Source organism: Thermococcus atlanticus (genome assembly GCF_054657855.1).
In genome coordinates this window covers 394,274-409,432 of record NZ_BAAHXX010000001.1, presented here as the reverse complement: position 1 = coordinate 409,432, position 15,159 = coordinate 394,274, and the positions used below count along the sequence as shown (strand labels likewise).

The 15,159-nt window shown below is 51.3% G+C and carries 17 protein-coding genes; 12 read left to right on the top strand and 5 right to left on the bottom strand.

Going from position 1 to position 15,159, the window contains the following annotated elements; translation table 11 throughout:
* Positions 1–38 precede the first annotated feature (38 nt).
* A complete protein-coding gene (locus tag ACYQ27_RS02225; RefSeq protein WP_456396640.1) occupies positions 39–371 on the top strand; it encodes a nascent polypeptide-associated complex protein in 333 nt (110 codons plus the stop codon).
* A 14-nt stretch (positions 372–385) separates the two neighbouring features.
* On the opposite strand, the gene ACYQ27_RS02220 is transcribed toward ACYQ27_RS02225, so the two are convergent.
* Positions 386–751 (bottom strand): carboxymuconolactone decarboxylase family protein, encoded by a 366-nt coding sequence (locus ACYQ27_RS02220; protein WP_456453417.1) that lies wholly within the window; start codon positions 749–751, stop codon positions 386–388.
* A gap of 93 nt (positions 752–844) precedes the next feature.
* On the opposite strand from ACYQ27_RS02220, the gene hflX reads away from it, so the two are divergent.
* Entirely contained in the window at positions 845–2,149 is a 1,305-nt protein-coding gene (gene hflX, locus ACYQ27_RS02215; protein WP_456453418.1) for a GTPase HflX, read from the top strand.
* Between the two features lie 255 nt (positions 2,150–2,404).
* Positions 2,405–3,283: a hypothetical protein gene (locus ACYQ27_RS02210; protein WP_460040922.1), complete on the top strand. Its 879-nt coding sequence runs from the start codon at positions 2,405–2,407 to the stop codon at positions 3,281–3,283.
* 355 nt (positions 3,284–3,638) lie between these two features.
* Here the strand turns inward: ACYQ27_RS02210 and ACYQ27_RS02205 are convergent, their stop codons facing one another.
* On the bottom strand, positions 3,639–4,601 hold the full coding sequence (locus ACYQ27_RS02205) for an inorganic phosphate transporter (protein ID WP_456453872.1): 963 nt from the start codon (positions 4,599–4,601) through the stop codon (positions 3,639–3,641).
* A gap of 219 nt (positions 4,602–4,820) precedes the next feature.
* Between ACYQ27_RS02205 and ACYQ27_RS02200 the strand changes: the two genes are divergently transcribed.
* Genes ACYQ27_RS02200 through porB form a run of 7 tightly spaced genes read left to right on the top strand, consistent with a single transcriptional unit; the run spans position 4,821 to position 10,420 of the window.
* The gene (locus ACYQ27_RS02200) at positions 4,821–5,378 is read left to right on the top strand and encodes a pyruvate/ketoisovalerate ferredoxin oxidoreductase subunit gamma (protein WP_456396821.1); all 558 of its coding nucleotides are present in this window, start codon (positions 4,821–4,823) and stop codon (positions 5,376–5,378) included.
* Between the two features lie 44 nt (positions 5,379–5,422).
* Positions 5,423–5,740 carry a 3-methyl-2-oxobutanoate dehydrogenase subunit delta gene (locus ACYQ27_RS02195; RefSeq protein ID WP_456453873.1) on the top strand — a complete coding sequence of 106 codons (318 nt, stop codon included), beginning with the start codon at positions 5,423–5,425 and terminating at the stop codon, positions 5,738–5,740.
* A 4-nt stretch (positions 5,741–5,744) separates the two neighbouring features.
* Positions 5,745–6,932: a pyruvate ferredoxin oxidoreductase gene (gene porA, locus ACYQ27_RS02190; RefSeq protein WP_460041765.1), complete on the top strand. Its 1,188-nt coding sequence runs from the start codon at positions 5,745–5,747 to the stop codon at positions 6,930–6,932.
* Positions 6,933–6,937: 5 nt separating this feature from the next.
* A complete protein-coding gene (locus ACYQ27_RS02185; RefSeq protein WP_456453874.1) occupies positions 6,938–7,864 on the top strand; it encodes a 3-methyl-2-oxobutanoate dehydrogenase subunit beta in 927 nt (308 codons plus the stop codon).
* Between the two features lie 43 nt (positions 7,865–7,907).
* Positions 7,908–8,225, top strand: a complete 318-nt coding sequence (gene porD / locus ACYQ27_RS02180; protein ID WP_456453875.1) for a pyruvate synthase subunit PorD — start codon at positions 7,908–7,910, stop codon at positions 8,223–8,225.
* A 16-nt stretch (positions 8,226–8,241) separates the two neighbouring features.
* Positions 8,242–9,426: a pyruvate synthase subunit PorA gene (porA, locus tag ACYQ27_RS02175; RefSeq protein WP_456453876.1), complete on the top strand. Its 1,185-nt coding sequence runs from the start codon at positions 8,242–8,244 to the stop codon at positions 9,424–9,426.
* A gap of 10 nt (positions 9,427–9,436) precedes the next feature.
* Positions 9,437–10,420: a pyruvate synthase subunit PorB gene (gene porB, locus ACYQ27_RS02170; protein WP_456453877.1), complete on the top strand. Its 984-nt coding sequence runs from the start codon at positions 9,437–9,439 to the stop codon at positions 10,418–10,420.
* Positions 10,421–10,891: 471 nt separating this feature from the next.
* Here porB and ACYQ27_RS02165 read toward each other — a convergent pair whose 3' ends face one another.
* Both ACYQ27_RS02165 and ACYQ27_RS02160 read right to left on the bottom strand, forming a co-directional pair.
* Positions 10,892–11,014, bottom strand: a complete 123-nt coding sequence (locus ACYQ27_RS02165; protein WP_460040921.1) for a hypothetical protein — start codon at positions 11,012–11,014, stop codon at positions 10,892–10,894.
* 40 nt (positions 11,015–11,054) lie between these two features.
* Positions 11,055–11,921: a preprotein translocase subunit SecD family protein gene (locus ACYQ27_RS02160; protein ID WP_460040920.1), complete on the bottom strand. Its 867-nt coding sequence runs from the start codon at positions 11,919–11,921 to the stop codon at positions 11,055–11,057.
* Positions 11,922–12,085: 164 nt separating this feature from the next.
* Here ACYQ27_RS02160 and ACYQ27_RS02155 point away from each other — a divergent pair, with 164 nt between their 5' ends.
* Together ACYQ27_RS02155 and ACYQ27_RS02150 are read left to right on the top strand one after the other, a co-directional pair.
* Positions 12,086–12,952, top strand: a complete 867-nt coding sequence (locus ACYQ27_RS02155) for an Mrp/NBP35 family ATP-binding protein (RefSeq protein ID WP_456396829.1) — start codon at positions 12,086–12,088, stop codon at positions 12,950–12,952.
* A gap of 105 nt (positions 12,953–13,057) precedes the next feature.
* The gene (locus tag ACYQ27_RS02150) at positions 13,058–14,425 is read left to right on the top strand and encodes a hypothetical protein (RefSeq protein ID WP_456396830.1); all 1,368 of its coding nucleotides are present in this window, start codon (positions 13,058–13,060) and stop codon (positions 14,423–14,425) included.
* Here the strand turns inward: ACYQ27_RS02150 and ACYQ27_RS02145 are convergent.
* Positions 14,416–15,150, bottom strand: coding sequence for a DUF2110 family protein (locus tag ACYQ27_RS02145; protein ID WP_456396831.1), 735 nt, complete (start codon positions 15,148–15,150; stop codon positions 14,416–14,418). The genes ACYQ27_RS02150 and ACYQ27_RS02145 overlap by 10 nt on opposite strands.
* Between the last annotated feature and the right edge of the window lie 9 nt (positions 15,151–15,159).

The following is a 15,159-nucleotide window of genomic DNA, read 5'->3' as shown; positions in this document are numbered from 1 at the left end:
TTTAAAATCCTGTCCTGAACTCCCTTGTGGTGATAGAAATGATGGGAATGAATCCGAGGCAGATGAAGAAGCTCATGCGCCAGATGGGAATAAAGATGGAGGAGCTTGATGGGGTTGAGGAGGTCATAATCCGGCTGGAAGACAGAGAGATAGTGATCAGAGAGCCTGCCGTTACGGTTATAACCGCACACGGGGAGAGGAGCTACCAGATAGTCGGCGAGGAGGAGATAAGGGAAGTGCTGAGGATACCTGAAGAGGACATCCGGCTCGTCATGGAGCAGACGGGTGCCGATTATGAGACCGCGAAAAAAAGCCTGGAAGAAACAAAAGGAGACATAGCGGAGGCAATTATCAAGCTTGGAGGGGCTTGATCTCCACCTTTACCTCATTCCCCATGCTCCTTCTCAAACGCCTCTATTGCCTTCATGAGGGGTATGAGATGCATCAGCGACGGGCCGCCTCCCATTAGAACTGCGACGAGCCCCGCTTCAACAAGCTCTTCCTTCGTCGCACCAGCCGCGAGGGCTTTCTGGGTATGGAGGTATATGCACCACTCACAGCCGGCGGCTATTCCCAGGGCAACCGCTATGAGCTCCTTCTCCCTCGTCGTTAGAGCCTTGTTGTCAAGGGTTTCCCGGAGGAATCTTGAGAAGGCAGATATCTCCTTCGGGTGCTGTTTTCCGAGCCTTTCAAGGAGCTCCTCAATTTCCCTAATTTTAACCTCAACTTCGTCATACTCCAAGGGAACCACCGATAGAAAGTTGCTCTCCGGGTTTAAAGCTCTATCCTAAACATCCGGTTGTCAACCATAAGGATATTAAAGGCAAACATTAATGCCCTCACGATGAAGGCCATAGGGATAATAAGACACCCTCCAAAAAGAAAGCTCAGCAGGGGGGAATTTGAGGAGCTGCTGAAGAGTGCGGGATATGAGGTTCTTGCTATCATTGAACAGGCCAGGGAAGAGCACCCGAAGTTCAACATAGGCCCTGGAAAGCTGGATGAGATTAGAAGGCTCGTACTGGAACTTCATCCTGATAAGCTAATATTCGCAAACAAGCTCACACCATCACAGGCATATAACCTGACGAAGGAACTGGGGATAGATGTAATCGATAAATGGCAGCTTGTGCTTGAGATTTTCGAGCAGAGGGCACATTCAAAAGAGGCAAAGCTTCAGGTGGAGCTGGCAAACCTCCAGTATCAGCTCCCCCATGTCAAGGAGGCCATCAGAAGGATAAAGATGGGAGACAGGGCAGGCTTTAAGGGGATGGGGGAGTATCAGACCCAGCAGTACCTCAAACACATCCGCTACAGAATGGGCCGCATAAGACGGGAGCTTGAAAGAGTAAGGGAGGACAGGGAGGTCAAGAGGAAGAGAAGGGAGGAGGTCGGATTCATCCTCATTGCCCTGGCAGGATACACAAATGCCGGGAAATCCACCCTGCTGAACGCCCTTGCAGGAGAGGAGATAGAGGTCAGAGACCAGATGTTCACGACGCTGGCCACGACGACGAGGAGGTTTAAGCTCGGCGGGAAGAAGGTTCTTCTGACCGATACCGTCGGATTCATAGACAACCTGCCGCCTTTTATAGTTGAAGCCTTCCACTCAACGCTTGAGGAGATAGTCAAAGCCGATGTAATCCTCCTTGTTCTGGATGCCAGCGAGCCGTGGAGCGAACTCAGAAGGAAGTTTCTGGCGTCTCTGAGGGTCCTCAGGGAGTTAAAAACCCTGGACAAGCCCCTTATAGCCGTGCTGAATAAGATGGATCTCACGGAAAGGGAGGATATCGAGGACAAAAGGAGGAGGGTGGCTGCTTTAGCAGACGAAAGGGGAATAAACCTTTTTGATACAGTCTCTATATCGGCCAGGCTTTCCCTGCTGGACGAGCTCCACTCCGCCCTTGAGAGGGTAATTTTAACACTTCCAAAATACAGGCTCTTTGAGATAGTAATCCCTGAAAAGGAGAAGATTCCCCAGGTAATGGCCCTCCTGAACTCCATCGGCGAAATCCTGGAAGTGGAGTACGGTGAGAGGACGAGGATTGAGGCCTTTGTGCAGACCGGAATGATAAAGGAGCTGACGAGGCTGGGGGTTGAGGTAGAGAGGATTTCAGCTGAGAATAGTTTCAAAATGGAGTTTGAGTAATTGTTTTTTACTTGTTGTTTTTGGTTTGTTTTGTGCTGGATGTGTGCATTTGTGTTTTGTTTGTAATGCTTGACTGTGACGATGGAAAGTATTATATATTGGGTTGTATATAGTGTTTTTGATGGTTCCTGCTTGGGGGTGGTGCTTTGCACCTGATGAATCAAAGTCTCAAAACTTTGTAGTATGTACAAGGAGCGAATATGGTAGCCAATGCGGTTGGAAGTGGATAATCAAATTCAGTTGGGGGGAGAAGTCATGAGTCGGAAGAAGATTTTAGTGGTTTTGCTTTTAGTTGCTTTGGTTTTGTATTTTTCTTTCAGAGGTGTTCTGATAGAAATGAATCCGGAAAAAACTGGTTATTCCAACAGTTCAGCAGTCTCATCATATCTTCCCCGCCATGAATGTCCTTTCAAAGTGCAGGTTACAAAGGGCTCTATAACTGTGACCTTCGATATAAGCGGTGTGAATAAGACCTTAAACTACACATTTTACGGTCAAAAAGCCTCATCCCTATGTTTTCCCAACGGAGGGCTCCTTTATGCCATGTATCCTGGGGATCCGGGAACAGACACTTATGCAGTCTTCATAACAAAAGATCTAAAAGAGCTCTGGAAAACCAAGTTTAAAGGCCTCTTGTCCCCCCTGTTCTATTCCAATGGCACTCTGCTATTCCTCAAGCAGGGGAATGAGGAATTAAATGTGAAACCCTGTCTTTACTGGGTTGATTTGAAGACTGGTGCGCTCAGTAGGAAAATCTGCCTTCAGGAGAAGCATGGGGCAACTGTGGGGGCTGTTAAATTCCTTGGTGGTAAAATATACCTAGCAACTTCAACGGGGCACGTTTATCTTGTTGAAGGGTCTGAGGTGAGGAGGGCTTACTTTGACAGCATCTGGGGCATAACGGTTGGAGCTAAACTCAAGCTGGATGTGAGTGAAAGATATGTTGCTGTTGCATACTCATTCGCCAACGTGGAGGGAAAGGAGAAAAACGGCTTATGCGTCCTCACCAGCAGCTTAAAGAAAATAGCCTGCAAAAGCCTGAAGGAAGAACCGCAGGCAGTTAGAATTTACGGGAACACTGTTTACTTACAGGTTGGTGGGAAGGTAAAAGCATACAGGATTTTAGGACTCTGACATGGGGACAGGGTTTACGTGGCCGTGAGGGGGAGTGTGGTGCTTTTTGAAGGGGGTAAGCTCGTTAGGAGGGTTGGGGTGAGTTTGAATGGGAGGGTTTTAATGCAGGCTAACGAGAATTACCTTGCCCTCGCTTATGATTCTAAAGCCTGCGTCTTCACTTCAACACTGAAATCTCACGAGTGCTTTAACCCCCACGAGGAAATCCAAACCCTCAAACTCAAAAACAACCAACTATACCTCAAAACCAAAAACAAAACCATAAAACTCAAAATAACCACAAAGAAAACCTGGAACTTAAAGATAAAACACCCAAACACCATACTCAAAAATCTGTATCTAAATTAAAAAGCACTTAAATCATCCCCACCAAAGAAAACCCCTTGAATATCACGAGGGATATAATTATGGCCGTCGTCGGCGTCGCAACCCATCCGAAGATAACATCCTTAATCACGGATTTATTCACGTGTTCGCCTGCGGCTATACCAACACCTATGACACCTCCGACAATGGCCTGACTTGAGCTAACAGGCAGGCCCAAAACATTTGCAAGGCTGACGGCCATTGCGGAGCCGAACTGGGCGGCGAAGGCAGATGTCGGGCCGAGGGCTGTTATTTTCTTCCCCACGGTGTGCATGACCGCATAGCTGAATGTCAGAGCCCCCACCGAGAGCGCCGTTGCCACGAATATCCCGGCAATTTTTGGCCCCACAAAGCCCGCTCCCACTAAGGGGCCGGAGGCATTTGCGACCTCGTTTGTTCCAAAGTTGAACGCCATGTAAGCTCCTCCCAGGACAGCCAGCCATTTATACAGGAGCTCGATCATGCTGATACTCCTCATTCTCCCGATTATGTAGCCATAGAACCGGTAGAGAAGCATGGCCAGAATACCGGCTATTATTGGAGAGAGAACCCATGCCCCGGCTATTTTTCCCAGAGTCCTCCAGTTTACAGGGGCATGTATTGCCAGACCAACACCAACCACACCGCCTATAATCGCCTGCGTCGTTGAAACTGGGAGACCTTTCACCGTGGCTATCGTTACCCAGATTCCAGCGGCCAGGAGGGCTATTATCGCCATCTCCAGCGTTAGATAACCCTCAGGGACGATTCCCCTTCCCACGGTCTTCATGACCTTGTAGCCCCTGAGGTATGCCCCCATGAGGACGAATATGGCTATGGTGAGGGTGGCCTGGCGGAAGCTCAGCACCCCTGCACCAACTGCCGTTCCCATGGCGTTTGCCGAATCATTGGAACCTATGTTCCATGCAATGTAGAATGCTATTGCCACCGCTGTTACCGCAAGAACCTCCATGCCACCACCTCTATAGATTATATAGAGCTATATAGGCGAGGATTCATTTAAAAATTTTCGGGAAAAATTTTCGAGAAATGATGTCCGGGTTTAAGCATCGAAAACTAATTGAGTCCATTCCTACCCAAAGACACCTGCCGAGACTTCCTTCACCTTATACCGAAAGGCAAATAAATGCATTTGGGGAACAATAACTGAAAAAGTTTGGGAGGCAGGAAAATGATAGAGATTCGTTTTCACGGTAGAGGTGGACAGGGTGCGGTTACCGCCGCAAACATACTGGCTTCAGCAGCATTCCTCGAAGGAAAATATGTTCAGGCATTCCCGTTTTTCGGGGTTGAAAGAAGAGGTGCTCCAGTTACAGCATTTACAAGGATAGATGAAAAACCCATCAGGATAAAGACCCAGATTTACGAGCCGGATGTCGTCGTTGTCCTCGACCCATCCCTGCTGGACACAGTGGATGTCACCGCGGGACTCAAGGACGGCGGAACTGTCATCGTCAACACAGAAAAGAGCAAGGATGAAGTCCTCGAAAAGCTCAAGAAGAAACCGGCCAAGCTGGCGCTCGTCGATGCCACAACGATAGCCCTCGAAGTTCTCGGACTGCCGATCACAAACACAGCTATTCTCGGGGCAGTTGCCAAGGCCACGGGCGTTGTAACCCTTGAGCACGTCCAGAAGGCCATCCAGGGGGTCTTCTCCGGAGCTCTCGGTGAAAAGAACGCCAAGGCAGCAGCAGAAGCCTTTGAGAAGACAGAGACCTATGAGCTTTGATTCTCTTTCCTTTAACTTGCTTAAAAGCCGCTGAGGTGAGAAATTTGAACACACTATTTGGAGAAAGGAAAAGCGCCGCCAAGAAAATAGCCTTTAAATCCGTTGAGGAGTATCCTGAAGCCCCCATAAGCCTCGGGACGACGCTTATCAACTTCACCGGAGACTGGAGGACATTCATACCGGTCGTTGATGACGAAAAGTGCGTCAAGTGCTACATCTGCTGGAAGTTCTGCCCCGAGCCGGCGATATTCATCAGGGATGATGGCTACGTTGGCATAGACTATGACTACTGTAAGGGCTGCGGAATCTGTGCAAACGAGTGTCCAACGAAGGCAATAACCATGGAAAAGGAGGAGAAGTGAGATGGTGGGGTATAAGCCGATTAAAAAGGTTATAAGCGGTAATTATGCCGCTGCATACGCCGCAAGGGACGCCCGTGTTGAGGTTGTTGCCGCTTATCCAATCACGCCGCAGACGAGCATAATCGAGAAGATATCCGAGTTTCTGGCCAACGGAGAGGTTGAAAACCTCCAGTACGTCCCCGTCGAAAGCGAGCACTCCGCTATGGCCGCCTGTATAGGAGCGAGCGCGGCCGGAGCAAGGACTTTCACCGCCACCTCTGCTCAGGGATTAGCTTTGATGCACGAGATGCTCCACTGGGCGAGCGGTGCAAGGCTTCCTGTGGTCATGGTGGATGTCAACAGGGCTATGGCTCCCCCGTGGAGCGTATGGGACGACCAGACCGACAGCCTCGCCCAGAGGGACACCGGATGGATGCAGTTCTATGCCGAGAACAACCAGGAGGTCTACGACGGCGTCCTTATGGCGTTCAAGGTGGCGGAGACCGTCAATCTGCCGGCCATGATTATTGAGAGCGCCTTCATCCTGAGTCACACCTACGATGTCGTTGAGATGATTCCGCAGGAGCTCGTTGACGAGTTCCTCCCGCCGAGGAAGCCCCTCTACACGCTGACCGACTTCGACAACCCGATAGCGGTTGGCGCCCTCGGAACCCCCAACGACTACTACGAGTTCCGCTACAAGATACAGAAGGCCATGGAAGACGCCAAGAAGGTCATCCATGAGGTTGGCAGGGAGTTCGAGGAGCGCTTTGGAAGGGACTACAGCCGGATGATTGAGCTCTACCGCACGGAAGATGCTGACTTCGTCTTCATGGGGCTCGGTTCCCTGATGGGGACGGTAAAGCAGGCCGTCGATGTTCTGAGGAGCGAGGGTTACAGGGTCGGCGCTGCAAAGGTCAGGTGGTTCAGACCATTCCCGAAGGAAGAACTGTATGAGCTGGCAAAGCATGTGGAGGGCATAGCCGTCCTCGACAGAAACTACTCCTTCGGTCAGGAGGGCATACTCTTCAACGAGGCCAAAGGAGTTCTCTACAACACAGATGCCCATCCGGTTATGAAGAACTACATAGTCGGCCTTGGAGGAAGGGACTTCACGGTGAGCGACGTCAGGAAGATAGCGGAGGACATGAAGGCAATCATAGAGGCCGGGAAGCTGGACAGGGAAGTTGAGTGGTATCATTTGAAGAGGTGAGAGAAATGGAGAACATCAGGAGAAGGTTATCCCTGCCATTTGAGGAAAACTTTTATGCCGGCCACACCGCCTGCCAGGGCTGTGCTGCTGCACTTGGGCTCAGATATGTCCTGAAGGCATACGGCAAAAAAGCCATCTTTGCAATCCCAGCATGCTGTTCCACAATCATAGCAGGCCCATGGCCGTACTCAGCTTTCAACGCCCCTCTGTTCCATACGGCCTTTGAGACAACCGGTGCGGTTATAGGCGGCATCGAGGCCGCACTCAAGGCCAAGGGGTATAAGGTCAAGGGCGAGGATGGCATAATGGTCATCGGCTGGGCAGGTGACGGCGGCACAGCCGATATAGGCCTTCAGGCCTTAAGCGGATTCCTTGAGAGGGGACACGACGGCCTCTACATAATGTACGACAACGAGGCATACATGAACACCGGAATCCAGAGGTCAAGCTCAACACCCTACGGTGCCTGGACAACCAATACACCCGGAGGAAAGAAGCACTTCCTTGAGAGGAGGCACAAGAAGAAGGTCATCGACATCGTCATTGCCCACAAGATACCCTACGCAGCAACGGCAAGCGTGGCCTTCCCCGAGGACTTCATGAGAAAGCTTAAGAAGGCCCAGAGGATAGAAGGCCCGAGCTTCATACAGCTCTTCGCTCCATGCCCGACCGGCTGGCGCTCACCAACGGACAAGTCAATAGAGCTCGCAAGGCTTGCCGTCCAGACGGCTTACTTCCCGCTCTTTGAATACGAAAACGGTAAATACAAGATAAACATGCCGTCAACCAAGAAGGAGCCGAAGCCGCTCGAAGAGTTCCTCAAGCTGCAGGGAAGGTTTAAGTACATGACGAAGGAGGACATAGAGGTGCTTCAGGAGTGGGTGCTCAGGGAGTGGGAAGAGCTCAAAAAGAAGGCCGAGGTCTTCGGCTGATTTAATTTTACCTTGATTGAATCCATATGATGAGGTGGTAGAAATGGCCGAAAGCCCGTTCAAAATGGAGATTGAGAGAGTTGAGAAGGAATATAGTGAAAAAATGACCCCCGGAGCAGTGGTCTACATTCCGGGAAGCAGCGTTGTGAACAAGACGGGTTCATGGAGAGTCTTCATGCCGGAGTTCAGCAGGGATAAGTGCGTCAGGTGCTACCTGTGCTACATTTACTGCCCTGAGCCAGCCATCTATCTGGACGAGGAGAACTACCCGGTCTTTGATTACGACTACTGTAAGGGCTGCGGAATCTGCGCAAATGAGTGCCCGACAAAAGCCATAGTCATGGTTAGGGAAACTAAGTGAAAGTGAGGTGGTATGGATGCCGATAAGAAAGGTTATGAAAGGTAATGAAGCCGCTGCCTGGGCTGCCAAGCTCGCAAGGCCGAAGGTCGTTGCGGCATTTCCGATTACACCGTCAACACTCGTGCCCGAGAAGATCAGCGAATTTGTGGCAGATGGGGAAATGGACGCCGAGTTCATCAAGGTCGAGAGCGAGCACTCAGCCATCTCGGCATGTGTTGGTGCTTCAGCCGCGGGTGTCAGGGTCTTCACAGCGACAGCATCACAGGGTCTCGCCTTAATGCACGAAATCCTCTTCATAGCTGCCGGAATGAGACTCCCGATAGTCATGGCCATAGGAAACAGGTCTTTAAGTGCTCCGATCAACATCTGGAATGACTGGCAGGATACGATAAGCGAGAGGGACACAGGATGGCTCCAGTTCTATGCCGAAAACAACCAGGAAGCCCTTGACCTTGTTCTCGCCGCGTTCAAGGTGGCCGAGGACGAGAGGGTTCTCCTTCCGGCGATGGTTGGTTTCGACGCATTCATCCTCACGCACACAGTCGAGCCCGTCGAGATACCCGACCAGGAGGTTGTCGACGAGTTCCTCGGCGAATACGTTCCAAAGCACGCCTATCTCGATCCGGAGAGACCAATTACACAGGGTGCCCTCGGATTCCCGGCACACTACATGGAGGCCAGATACACGGTATGGGAGGCAATGGAGAACGCCAGGGAGGTCATAAAGGAGGTCTTCGCCGAGTTCGAGAAGAAATTCGGAAGGAAGTATCACATAATCGAGGAGTACAGAACCGATGATGCTGAGATAATCCTCGTCACAATGGGTTCTCTGGCCGGAACGGTCAAGGAGTTTGTCGACAAGAAGAGGGAGGAGGGCGTCAGAATCGGCGCCGCAAAGATAACCGTCTACAGGCCGTTCCCGATTGAGGAGATAAGGGCTTTAGCCAAGAAGACAAAGGTTCTCGCAATCCTTGAAAAGGACATAAGCTTTGGAAGCGGCGGTGCGGTTTATGCCGATGTCGGCAGGGCGCTCATCAACGAGAAGGATAGACCGGTAGTTCTCGACTTCATCATCGGCCTCGGCGGCAGGGACGTCACCTTCGAGAACCTTGAGGAAGTTGTCGACATCGCAGAGAAGGCCCTTGGTGAAGGGGTTGAGGAAGAGATTCACTGGATCGGCCTGAGGAAGGAGATTTTGTGAGGTGAGGAAGATGGCTGTAAGAAAACCCCCGATTACAACTCGCGAGTACTGGGCACCCGGTCACGCCGCATGTGCCGGATGCGGCCCCGCAATAGTCATGAAGCTCGCCACAAAGGCCTTCAGCGAGGCCATGGAGGAGAAGTACGGTAATCCAGATGCTTTTGCCATTGCCCACGCCACGGGATGTATGGAAGTTGTGAGCGCGGTCTTCCCCTACACCGCCTGGAAGGCCCCATGGATACACGTCGCATTTGAGAACGCAGCTGCTGCGGCCAGTGGTGTTGATGCCGCATGGAAGAAGCTCGGAAGGAAGGGCAAAATCCTGGCCATAGGCGGTGACGGAGGCACGGCAGATATAGGTATGCAGGCCCTGAGCGGGATGCTCGAAAGATGGCACAACGTGGTCTACCTGATGTACGACAACGAGGCATACATGAACACCGGAATCCAGAGGTCAAGCTCAACACCCTACGGTGCCTGGACAACCACCTCACCGCCGGGCAAGTACTCAATCGGTGAGGACAAACCCAAGAAGTGGGTCGCTCTTATAGCAGCAGCCCACTTGGTTCCGTACGTTGCCACCGCAAACATAGGGAACCCCTACGATTTCGTCAGGAAGATGAAGAAGGCCGCCAAAGTCGATGGCCCGGCGTTCGTACAGGTTCTTGCCCCGTGCGTGCCGGGATGGAGGACACCGCCCGAGAAGACCGTTGAAATTGCAAGACTCGCCATCGAGACCGGTGTCTGGCCGCTCTTCGAGATAGAGAACGGCGACTTCCACAACATCAAGATACAGAGCCCGGGAGGAGGCGCTAAGGTCAAGCGCGAGGGTGGAAAGGTCGTTGCAATTGAGTTCAAGAAGCCCATCGAGGAGTACCTCAAGCTCCAGGGAAGATTCAAGCACCTCTTCAAGAAGCCCGAGGCAATACAGGTCATGAAAGACCAGATTAAGGCCATGTGGAAGGTTCTCGGTGTCGAGGTTACGCTTCCATGAGCTTCTTCTTCTATTTTTGATTACTGCCGGCCGCGGCGGTTTCTGCAGAACACAGGGATTAAAAACACGCTGAGCAGCATCAGACTCCCAGTCCCGCATATCCTTTTGCCACTGGGGGCCTTAAGGGTTGGAGCTGTCGTTGTGTGCTCGATAGAAATTACCTCAAGCCGAACAGGTAAAGGATTGGAACTTAACATGGCATACAGTATAAGGCCATCCTTTAGGGCTTCTTCTCTGGTGGGAGCTAAGCCCGTTATCATTATGTCCTTTACGGACCGTCCTTTCGTTAAACCTTCCCCTATACTCTGACCTCCTCCCCTTTGCGGGGGTTCAGCTCAACCCCTCGCTATTGACGGGGAGGTTTGAGGGGTCTCCATCGGGAACCCTTTCAAGGGTTCCCTGAACCCCTCGGGGAGGGTCTTCCCCCCGTTACCCCTACCTGCCAGAGCAGGCAGGCTCGGGGTTATCGCTTCAAAGCCCCCTCCAAACTCCAACTGCCCGAAGGATGCCCGTCATCCCCGCTCTGGCGGGGACACGATGAAAGCCCTCCAAGAGGGCTATCCCTGAAAGGACTCTCTCCAAGTCCATTACCACTCCAAAACTTAAAAGGCTTTCGGTGATTTGAAAGGCAGACTCAAGAATACTGCATCCCCACCCTAAAGGGCGAGGCTTTCGGAAGGTAAGGGCCGAACAGCCCCAAAGCCCTTCTGATAAGATGTGAGGGGTTTTCGTTGGGTTCGTTGAATGAGACAACGGTTATTCCCTTCATCCTCAGCTCCTCCCCCAGCCTCCCTGTGATGCCTATCAGAACAGCCTTTTTGCTCTTTTCTGCGAGCTCTTTTATCCTGCTCTCATTTTCAGGGAAATATGGAACCGCGATAACATTAAAAGCCAGCCGGATTCTCTCAAGAAGGGATATCGAGCCAGGGGCCATTGCATTAAAGGTAGAGGAGGATATCATTCTGTACAGTTCCGGAGCCATTATAATGAGACAGTTCTCCGGAGGGTCAACAAAAATATCGACGGGATAGCCGGCTTTTCCTTTCACAGCATTGCCGAACCCCCATGCGGCATCATCCGATATCCTGAAGGGAATCCTCCACATCCATTTTCCATTTAAATTCTCAATCATCGGGTTTGAGACATTCACAACATCGGAGTTTGTGGCTATAACCCTGCCTTGAAATTCCACGTATACCCCGCCCCTCTTCGTGACCACCTCGTTAAGGAGCGCTGTTTTGTTATCCTCCATATCCTCTACTATAAGGGTTATTCTCCCGCCATGGATTTCCTCCCTGACCCTGCTTTGAGGTGATACTGCATGGATTCTATCGGCTAGAATAGCCATGGCGCTCCGAAGCTCCTCAACGGTGCTGTTTTCGGCCGCTTTAACCATGATAACAACAACATTTATTGTTTTTGAGGCAGCATTAAACTGGAGGACCATTGAAAATACCAGCAGCATGATGATTATTGTCAAGAGAATCCGCCTAACAATCATAAAATCACCCAGATTTGTCTTGTTTATTTTCAAATATATGCTTTTTGAGGATTGCGATGTGATTTAATACCCAGTTCTGTCCCATACTGTCACATTTCGGGACAAAGCTTATAAGCGCGTCCCTGTACTCTGAATTAGAATTACCTAAAAAAGAGGTGGTGTGCATGACGATTAAAACTCCTCCAACCCTTAACATATCAGGCCTCGGCGCTGATCCCCTAACCCAGAGAATAAACGAGAAGCAGGCCAAATGGAAGTATAAGATAGCCGTCCTGAGCGGAAAGGGCGGCGTCGGCAAATCCACTGTGGCCGTCAACATAGCCGCTGCCCTTGCGAGAAAAGGCTATTTTGTGGGTATCCTCGATGCCGATGTCCACGGCCCCAACATAGCCAAGATGCTCGGGGTCGAAAAGGCGGAGGTTCTTGCAGAGAAGCTTGAAGATGGCCGTTTTGAGATGATTCCGCCGGTGAATGACTTCATGGGGCAGACCACCCCCGTAAAGGTCATGAGCATGGGATTTCTCGTGGGAGAAGACCAGCCCATCATCTGGCGCGGGGCGCTCGTAACGAAGGCCATCAAGCAGCTCCTCGGCGATGTGAAGTGGGGCAGCCTTGACTTCATGATAGTCGATTTCCCTCCGGGGACGGGGGACGAAATCCTCACGGTTGTGCAGAGCCTGAAGCTCGATGCTGCCATAATAGTTACAACCCCTCAGGAGGTCGCTCTGCTCGACACTGGGAAGGCAGTGAACATGATGAAGCAGATGGAGATTCCCTACATAGCGGTCGTCGAGAACATGAGCTACCTCATCTGCCCCCACTGCGGCGGCAAGATAGACCTCTTCGGGGAAGGCGGCGGTGAAAAGCTCGCCCAGAAGGAGGGCGTCGACTTCCTCGGCAAGATACCGATTGACCTCAAGGCGAGGGAGGCGAGCGATTCCGGGATACCCATAGTCCTCTACGAGGACACACCGGCGGCAAAGGCCATCATGGGAATAGTTGACAAGCTCACCGCGAAGCTTGAGGATTGAAGAAGCCGGAAAATAAGGATTTCCCCCGCTTTTATTTTCATCCTCTGGAAACCCGGCTGCATTAAATTTTTAACTTCTCCTGACAATCCACCAGAGAGGGAGACAATGAGAAAGCTGTTGACCCTTATGCTGCTGCTCATGTTCTTTATTCCCCTTGTATCCGCTCAGGATATGAGCTACTACCCTGACAGGGATGCCTTTAATCACTTTCTTAACTCCGGCTCATCCTACACCGTCATTCCCGGAACCTCAAAGTTTTCGGTGAGCTGGGCACATTACATAGACAGCAAGCTCTCCAGGTTCAAAAAGAAGGGCACTGACGTCACAGTGCTCGTCGGCAATGTGCGCGAGAACCCCGAGATGAAAAAGCTCTGGCACCTGACCAACCTTTCCCCCGAGAAATCCCTGGAGCCGATGGTTATCGTGGCGGGGAGATACATCTTCATAACCGGAAGGGAGGACAACATATACCTGACTGAGAAGGCTTTCTCGGGTATGTACAGGTTTACTCCAAGAGAAAAATGGATTGAGATTCTTATCTTCCTCCTGATCGTGATTATCTTCGCCTATGCACTGGGGAGAAGCGGCTATTCCGGAATCTTCTACCTAATCTCAGCCTTCCTCTTTGCGGTGTGGATGGTCAACTCAAGGCCATTTCCCCTGAGCCCAGATGCCCTCCCCCTATTCGGGAGGAGTGTTGAATTTGCCTATTTTGGAGGCCTTTCCGCGCCCTCCGTGATGCTAGTCGGCTCATGGTTCAAACTGCTCTCCCCCACGGAGGAGGCATTTTCGATTCTCCAGGCCACGTGCATCCTCCTGATAATCTCCTTCCTCTACTATCTCGCTCCAAAGAGGCACCGTGAATACGGCTTCATACTCTCGGGGCTGGTCTTTGCATCCCCGACGTTCAGGTCATACCTGACCACAATAAACGCATATTCCCTCCCGATTCTTATCTTTATCCTGACCCTCGCGGTTGCCCTCAACTTCACCTTCGATCCTCAGAGGCTCACGGCTTTTTGCGAGACCCTGCTGCTCGCACTGCTCACCGTGGCACTGGTGTATTTTGTGCCGTGGTTTCTCTTCCTGCCGGCGGCCTTTATAATGGCGTTTCCCAAGAGGTACGTCAGGAACTACATCTACCTGCTGCTTTCGGGCATTGGAATCCTGGCAGTGTATTTCTACTCCCCCTTCTCCCTGAGCCTGCCGGTGCAGCTTCCCGCAGATGGAGTCTCAGCCCTCATGACGCTTTTTAAAGAAAGCGCAATCCAGCTGGTTCTGATAATATACCTCTCCATCGGCTTCATCAGGGGGGGAATAAGAAAAACAAAGGGGCAGATCCCGTTTCTGGTTATACTACTGGTCATATACCTGTACATCACCCTGTGGAATCCCCGGCTCCTCCCCTTTGACTACATCCTCATATCCGCGCTTCCGGTGCGGATGCTCTCAAGGCTCACCCCTCAAACCTGAAACTTAACAGCCCCGATAACGGCGGGTTTTATCAGCGGGCCTATCTCCTTGATGATGCCCGGCGCATGGGTTCCTTTTTTGAGGATCAGGAGGGTTTCCATAAGGCCGAGCTCCTCCAGTCTCTTAACGTCCCTTCCATGACCGGTCTTTATGAGCGCTTCTTCGATCCTCTCGCTCACAGTTCCTGCGATGAACAGCTTGTCGTGGCCGTCACTCAGCCATTTCTTGATAGTTCTCAGCTGCTTCTCTGAAAACTCTGCCTCAACACTCCTTGTCCCAAATTCAACCTTTTCAAGCCGGATTTCAACGGGAAGATAGTCCACCCATCCAAACTCCTTTATCATGCGTCTCACGGGCATTTCGCCGAATGTTCTCTTCAGGTAGTATAGGGGCAGGAGTGCATCCTTGGGAGACGGAGAAAAAATCCCTATATCCACATACGCACCGTATCCCACCTTCCCGAGGTCTGTAAAGCGACCTCTGTAGGTCTCCCCCTCACTGATACGGCTCAGTTTGTAGGGCACCTCTCCGAATTCCTCCCTGATGAGGTTGGCAGATATCTCCTCATCCTCTCCCCCAATGCTAACCTTAACCCACTGCTTCTTTGTAACGGAAAGCTTCCATTCAACTTCAAGCTCCCCGATTAGGGATTTCAGCTTTCTGCTGAGTTTTTCAAAACCGCTCCTGTCTCCATAAACCTTCTCCAGAATAACAATATCGCTCATTTTTCTCAT